Raw genomic sequence first — 6,131 nt, forward strand, 5'->3', positions numbered from 1 at the left:
GCAGTTGGCTCTTTGTTGACGCATTTTACCTAAAAAAACTTGGAGAAGAGGTAAAAAAGCAGGGAGAGAACGATCGAAAGGAGTATGGATGTGGCGATCGGAAAGTAGAAGGTGAAGTTCTCTTTTTTTATCACGATGTCGCCGGGAAGCTTCCCGACGAAAGAGACGAAAAGGCCGAATAGAATGAGCACGAGGCCCATTCCGATCAGCAGTTTTCCGATCTCGGGCATCACACTTCCTGAAGCTCTTTGAGCTTTTCGGGGTCCATCGCTTTGGCACGGTACATCAGTACCGGAATGAAGATGAGCGAAACGATGACCGCCGCTACGGTTCCTGAAATCAGGGCGACACCCAGGCCGCCGAAGATGGGGTCGCTCGCGAGCAGGGCGGAACCCAGAATGATCGCGATGGCGGTCAGCATGATCGGTTTGGCCCGTGTCGCGCTGGCCACGGCGATGGCATGCTGCTTGTCGAACCCTTTTTCGAGCATCAGCGCCTTGGCGAAGTCGATGAGCAGCAGCGAGTTACGGGAGCTGATACCCATCAGGGCGATGAAACCGATGAGCGAAGTCGCCGTGAGGAAGAAGGTATGCTCGGTCACCAGATCGGCGACCCAGTGCCCCACGATGACGCCGATGATCGAGAGGAAGCTGCCCGCCAGGACGATACCGCTGATCGTGAAGTTTTTGTAGTAGATCACAAGCAGCAAGAAAATCAGAATGAGCGCCGCGATGAAAGCCGCACCGAGATCACGGAATGTATCGAGGGTCACTTTCATCTCGCCGTCCCACTTCAGATCGAAGACTTCGCCCGTCTTTTTATCCGTCAGGCGGAGGTTGAAAAGATAGTCCGTCGTCTCGATGTCGTAATCTTTGGCGAGCTCGTTCATGATCGTCTCACGCGCGTCCAAAAGCGGATAGACCTGGGAGACCAGGTCGGTCTCCGCCGTCACGTTGATCATGCGGCGAAGCTCTTTCTGCATGATCGTCGGAGAGGCCGGTACTTCCCTGATATCGACGATTTCGTTGACGGGCACCAGCATCCCCTTCTGGTTCATCAGCTTCAGCGAGGCGAGCTTCACCTCCAGGGCTTTTCTGCTGTGATCCCTGAGACGGCGTGTCTTGTCGCTCAGACGGACGAAAAGACCGATCTGGTCCGGATAGTCCTTGCTGTTTTTATGAGCCACGACCATCCCTTCGAAAGCGAGATAGAGGATCTTGTTGACCTGTTCGACACTCAGACCCGATCGGCTGATCTTGTCGGAATTGGGGATCAGTTCGAACTTGTTGTAGGGATCGTCGGCCATGATGTTGATATCGACGAGTCCATCGGTCTTTTTGAAGATCGCCGCGATCTTCTGGCTCAGTTTGTAGATGCTCTCGTAGTTGCGACCGTAGATCTCCGCCACGACGGAAGCCAGCGTCGGCGGGCCCGCCGGCTGCTCGATCATCTCGATGACCGTGCCGGGCACGATCTTTTCGCAGTTGGTCTTGATCGTCGGGCGCAATCGATGAACCATCATGAAGGAGGGCTCCTCACGCTCGTGTTTGTCCGTGAGGTTGACGACGATCTCGGCTTCGTTCTCGCTGTTTTTGAAAGCCGATCCTTTCACCAGACCCGCATAATCCAGAGGTGCTCCCTGCCCCAGATAGACCTCCGTATCCACGACTTCCTTCTCTTTCTGCAAGAAACCGACGACACATTCGGCCACCTGCCGTGTCTGCTCGATGGAGCTGGCCGTCGGCGTATGGATATAGACACTGTAGGTGTTCGCGCTCTTGCCCGGCAGCATCTTCGCCAGAACGATCTTGGTCGGAAGCATCATGATCGATGCCGCAAGGGCCACCAGCGTCAGGATGATGACCAGCCACTGTTTGCCGTTTGAACCCAGTATGCCGAAAACGAACTGTTCAAATCTCTTCATCACCGGGTACCTCCCTCTTCACCGGACTTCTCCTTCTGCCAATGGTGTTGATGATGGTGCATATGCGGCTTCTTCAACAGCCGACGACCCAGATAGGGTGTAAATATATAGGCGACGACAAGCGAGGCGACCAGAGCCACCGGCACGTTGGCGGGAATCGGCTTCATGAACTGCCCCATCATACCGCCGACAAAGGCCATCGGCACCATCGTCAGGATGATCGCCAGTGTCGCGATATTGGTCGGCGCGCCGATCTCGTCGGTCGCTTCCACCATGATCTCGTCCATATCCTTGTCCACCGCATCGTGGGAGTGGAGATGCCTGTGGATGTTTTCGATGACGATGATCGCGGCATCGACCAGCAGCCCCAGAGAAAGCAGGAAGGCAAAAAGTGTGATACGGTTGATCGTCTGGCCGCTCAGATAGGCGATAAAGAGCGTGATCGCCAGAATCGCGGGCACCGTGAAGGTGACGATGAGCGACTCTTTCCATCCGAGGAAAAAGACCAGCATGATGGAGATGATGACGATCGTGATGAGAATGTGGTCCACCAGTTCGTTGACCGCGTCGTTGGCACGTTTTCCGTAGTCACGGGTGATGGAGTAACTGATCCCCATCTTCTGCAGTTTAGGACGGAACTCCTCCATCTTCTGTTTCACTTCGTTGGCGATGACGACGGCATTGGCACCGGCCAGTTTGCCCAGCGTCAGCGTCACGGAATCCTCCAGCGGCGTGAAGCCTTTTTCGTCCCTGTGGGTAATCTCGACACTTTTGAAATTCTGGATATCGGTACCGTCGGTTATCTTCGCGATATTCTTGAGATAGATGGGAGAGCCCATGTACTGTGCGACGATCAGGTTCTCGACATCCCTGATACTTTCGATCGCGTTCTTGACACCGAATATGACGAGTTTGTTGTCCTGTGTCCTGCCTTTGACATCCGGTACGTCGACTGCCAGCGCTTTGAGCGCCTGGACGATCTGTCCCAGAGAGAGGTGGTACCCCGAAAGCTTACCCAGATCGACTTCGATGTTGTACTGCTCTTTCTTGCCCCCTTTGATCTCCGTTTTCGAAACGTCTTCGATGCGGTTGAGCTCCTGCTGGATTTCTCGAACCACTTTGAAAAGCTCGATATCGGATATCTTCGCACCCTCTTTCTTGTAGAAAGTGATGCCCATGATCGGAATGTCGATATCCACGTCGAAAGGCTTGATCAGCGGCTGCATGGCACCCTTGGGAAATTCGTCCATGTGCTGGAAGACTTTGTCGTAGAGGTTCTGGTTGGCCGCCTGCCGGTCCTCACCGATGTAGTACATGACATTGACGACACCGACATTGTCCATCGCGATACCGTAGATATGCTCGATCCCTTTGATCTCCCGGAGTTTGCGCTCGAGAGGGTTGACGATGATGTTTTCCACCTCTTTGGGAGAGGCTCCCGGCATCGGAACGATGATCGTTCCCCCCGACACGGAGATCTGCGGGTCCTCTTCACGCGGCATCACCTCGAGAGAGATGTAGCCGATGATCAGAAGAAACGCACCCAGTATCGGCGTCAGAGGGTTGTGCAGAAAGCCCTTGGCCAGCTTTCCGGCAATATCCCTGACCTTGTAGGTTGATTTTTGCATGCGCCGGCCTTTTACTTGATCGTGACCTGGGCATACATGCCCGGATAGACCGGCTGCCCTTTGTAATCGAACGAGACTTTCATTCTGAACTGATGGGTCATCGGATTGGAACTGGGAATGATCGCATAGACCTCACCCTCTTTGCGCAATCCGATGGAAGGAATCTCGACCGTCACTTTCTGGCCCACCTTGACATCTTTCAGGTCGCTTTCGGAGATCTCCGTCATGATTTTCAGACGACTCAGATCGGTCAGGATGATGGCAGGCATACCGGGAATCGCCATCTCACCGTCATTGATACGCTTCTCGACGACAACGGAGTCGTTGGGCGCACGTACGGCGAGATATTTGTACTGGTTCTTCACTTCCGCCAGCTTCGCTTTGGCCTGGGCCACCTGCTTCTTGGCGATCTCTATCATCGCCTTGGTGTTTTCCGCAGCCAGCTGGAGATTTTCCAGTTCATACTTGGAGACCATCCCTTTTTTGAAGAGACGCTCGTGACGGGCCAGGTTTGTCAGAATGTTGTTGTACTGGTTCTGGTTCATCTGCAACGCCAGTTCGGCCTGGGAGATCGCCAGCTCGACCTGGGATTTGGCACTGTCGATCTCTTTGGAATCGATCGTATAGAGGAGCTGCCCTTTTTTGACACGCTGTCCCTCCACGACATAGACTCTTTTGACGAATCCCATGTAACGGCTGGTCATCATCTTTTGATTGTCCGAAACGACACTGCCTGTGAGTGTCAGTTCGGCACCACTCAACCCGGCTGCGAACAGTGCAATCAGTAAGATCAGTTTTTTCATAGGATTCCTTTGTTGATGATGTTTTCGAGTTCGAAGACTTTGTTGTTGCGTTCAAACCGTGTTTTGACGAGACTCAGGACCGCCTGAATCTCCTCACTGTTTTTGATCAGGACATCGTTGATCGACATCAGCCCCTCTTTGTAGCGGCTGTAGTAGTTTTCGTAGACACGACGGGTAAACTTGACCTTTTCACGCAGCGACTGGATATCGTAATCCTTGCTCTTGATCGAAGTGATGATTTTGTCGATCTGCAGTCCGATCCCCTTTTTGGCGAGTTCTACCTGATGTTGCATCTTGATGTTCTGGATTTTGGCTTTTTCGTATTTGGATTTGTCGACGAAGCCGTTGAAGATGTTCCATTTGAGCTGCACACCGAAGGTATAGGCATCTTTGTCGCTGAAATCGTTCAGGAACGTATTGTCGGCACTTCCATATTCGGCGAAAGCTCCGATCTGGGGAAGGAAACTGGCTTTTTCCACATCGATGGCCAAATCGGTCACTTCCAGACCCATATGGGCTTTCTGAATGTCGATGTTGCGTCCCAGCATCTCCTCTTTTTTCATCCTGGGCATCGGGACGTCGTTGTCCAGGACTACGATCGAGGCCACTTCGTCATCGAGCAGGAAAGAGAGATACTGGTAGGCCAGGTCACGGTTTAGCTTCGCCTGGTTGATCATCCGAAGAACATCCGCCTTTTTCGTCTGCACCTGAAGCAGATCGATATCGAGCGCATAACCCTCGTCGACCATATTCGAAACGGTATCTTCCAGCTCCTCGACATTTTTGAGGATCTGGTTCAGATTCTTGATGTAGTTTTCGACGAGAGAGATGTTGTAGTAGGTTTTACGCGTCTCGAAGAGTTTCTGATTGAGCACCTTCTGTCTGTCAAGCTTGCTGATGGTGGTCATCTTGTCGGTAATTTCACCATATTTCTGAAGTTTGCCACCGACATAGATGGGTACCTGATACTGGACCTTTTCCTGGAAATGGTTTCGCGCATCCGGATAGTTCAGATCTTCGGGCTCGATATCGAGAATTGAACCCATACCCCGCGTAAACCCCGGAGGCAAACCGCCCGGATGGGCATTCATCTGCTCGAGAACCTCACCCATCGGAGCCAAAAACTCACTGAATCCGAAATCGGCAAAACTCGCTTCACGGCTCTGCAGTTTGAAACCGAAAACGTTCCCCGCATCGTTTGAACGCAGAGCGTTGATGACCAGGTCGAGTCGACCGTAATTGTATCCGACGGCTTCATTATGCTCCTGCTCTTTCATCAGGATATCCTGTTCGGCGACTTTGACCTCGATATTGTTCTGTCTGACCAGATCAAGCGCCTGTTCGAGCGTGAGATTCTGCTGAACAGCAAAAAGTGGCAATGTCATGACCATCGCCAACAGCGTCTTCTTCATTCCATCTCCTTTGACGAAGAAAGTCTCTAATTTTACAACAAAATTACAGTTATTGTACTAAATAAAATTTAAAATTATATTATTTATAAGTTTTGGTTATCAAGATCACTCTTGATAACCATCTTTTGGGAGTTAGAGAATAACGTATTTGACGAAGATGGAAGCCTCGAGTGCATCGAGTTCCCGGAGGACTATGTCGGAAACATCGTTATCGACGATGATGACTGCGAGCGCAAGACCGGATTTGTCGCGTCCAAGCCTGAAATCGGCGATGTTGACGTGATGTCGTGCCAGAATCTGTCCCACATCCCCGATGACACCCGGTACGTCGGTATTTTTAAAAAGAATCATACGGCCTTTCGGT

At 52.0% G+C, this 6,131-nt stretch carries 6 protein-coding genes; all 6 read right to left on the bottom strand.

The features are described 5' to 3' along the window. Nucleotides 1-29: 29 nt before the first annotated feature. The gene (locus tag Q1K23_RS03375; RefSeq protein ID WP_300362383.1) at nucleotides 30-230 is read right to left on the bottom strand and encodes a DUF2905 domain-containing protein; all 201 of its coding nucleotides are present in this window, start codon (nucleotides 228-230) and stop codon (nucleotides 30-32) included. Next, nucleotides 230-1,924: an efflux RND transporter permease subunit gene (locus Q1K23_RS03380; protein WP_300362387.1), complete on the bottom strand. Its 1,695-nt coding sequence runs from the start codon at nucleotides 1,922-1,924 to the stop codon at nucleotides 230-232. Before Q1K23_RS03380 ends, Q1K23_RS03375 begins: the two co-directional genes overlap by 1 nt. Continuing rightward, nucleotides 1,924-3,552: an efflux RND transporter permease subunit gene (locus Q1K23_RS03385; protein ID WP_300362390.1), complete on the bottom strand. Its 1,629-nt coding sequence runs from the start codon at nucleotides 3,550-3,552 to the stop codon at nucleotides 1,924-1,926. Before Q1K23_RS03385 ends, Q1K23_RS03380 begins: the two co-directional genes overlap by 1 nt. Nucleotides 3,553-3,563: 11 nt before the next feature. Continuing rightward, nucleotides 3,564-4,355, bottom strand: coding sequence for an efflux RND transporter periplasmic adaptor subunit (locus Q1K23_RS03390; RefSeq protein WP_300362393.1), 792 nt, complete (start codon nucleotides 4,353-4,355; stop codon nucleotides 3,564-3,566). Continuing rightward, nucleotides 4,352-5,767, bottom strand: coding sequence for a TolC family protein (locus tag Q1K23_RS03395; RefSeq protein ID WP_300362396.1), 1,416 nt, complete (start codon nucleotides 5,765-5,767; stop codon nucleotides 4,352-4,354). Before Q1K23_RS03395 ends, Q1K23_RS03390 begins: the two co-directional genes overlap by 4 nt. Before the next feature lie 132 nt (nucleotides 5,768-5,899). Then, on the bottom strand, nucleotides 5,900-6,131 hold a 232-nt coding region (locus Q1K23_RS03400; protein WP_300362398.1), incomplete at its 5' end, for an ACT domain-containing protein.

The sequence above is a fragment of the Hydrogenimonas sp. genome, assembly GCF_029933015.1.
Classification (GTDB): domain Bacteria; phylum Campylobacterota; class Campylobacteria; order Campylobacterales; family Hydrogenimonadaceae; genus Hydrogenimonas.

Coding starts and splice junctions, on each gene's coding strand:
- Q1K23_RS03385 (WP_300362390.1), bottom strand. CDS start 3,552: ATGCAAAAATCAACCTACAAGGTCAGGGATATTGCCGGAAAGCTGGCC.
- Q1K23_RS03380 (WP_300362387.1), bottom strand. CDS start 1,924: ATGAAGAGATTTGAACAGTTCGTTTTCGGCATACTGGGTTCAAACGGC.
- Q1K23_RS03395 (WP_300362396.1), bottom strand. CDS start 5,767: ATGAAGAAGACGCTGTTGGCGATGGTCATGACATTGCCACTTTTTGCT.
- Q1K23_RS03375 (WP_300362383.1), bottom strand. CDS start 230: ATGCCCGAGATCGGAAAACTGCTGATCGGAATGGGCCTCGTGCTCATT.
- Q1K23_RS03390 (WP_300362393.1), bottom strand. CDS start 4,355: ATGAAAAAACTGATCTTACTGATTGCACTGTTCGCAGCCGGGTTGAGT.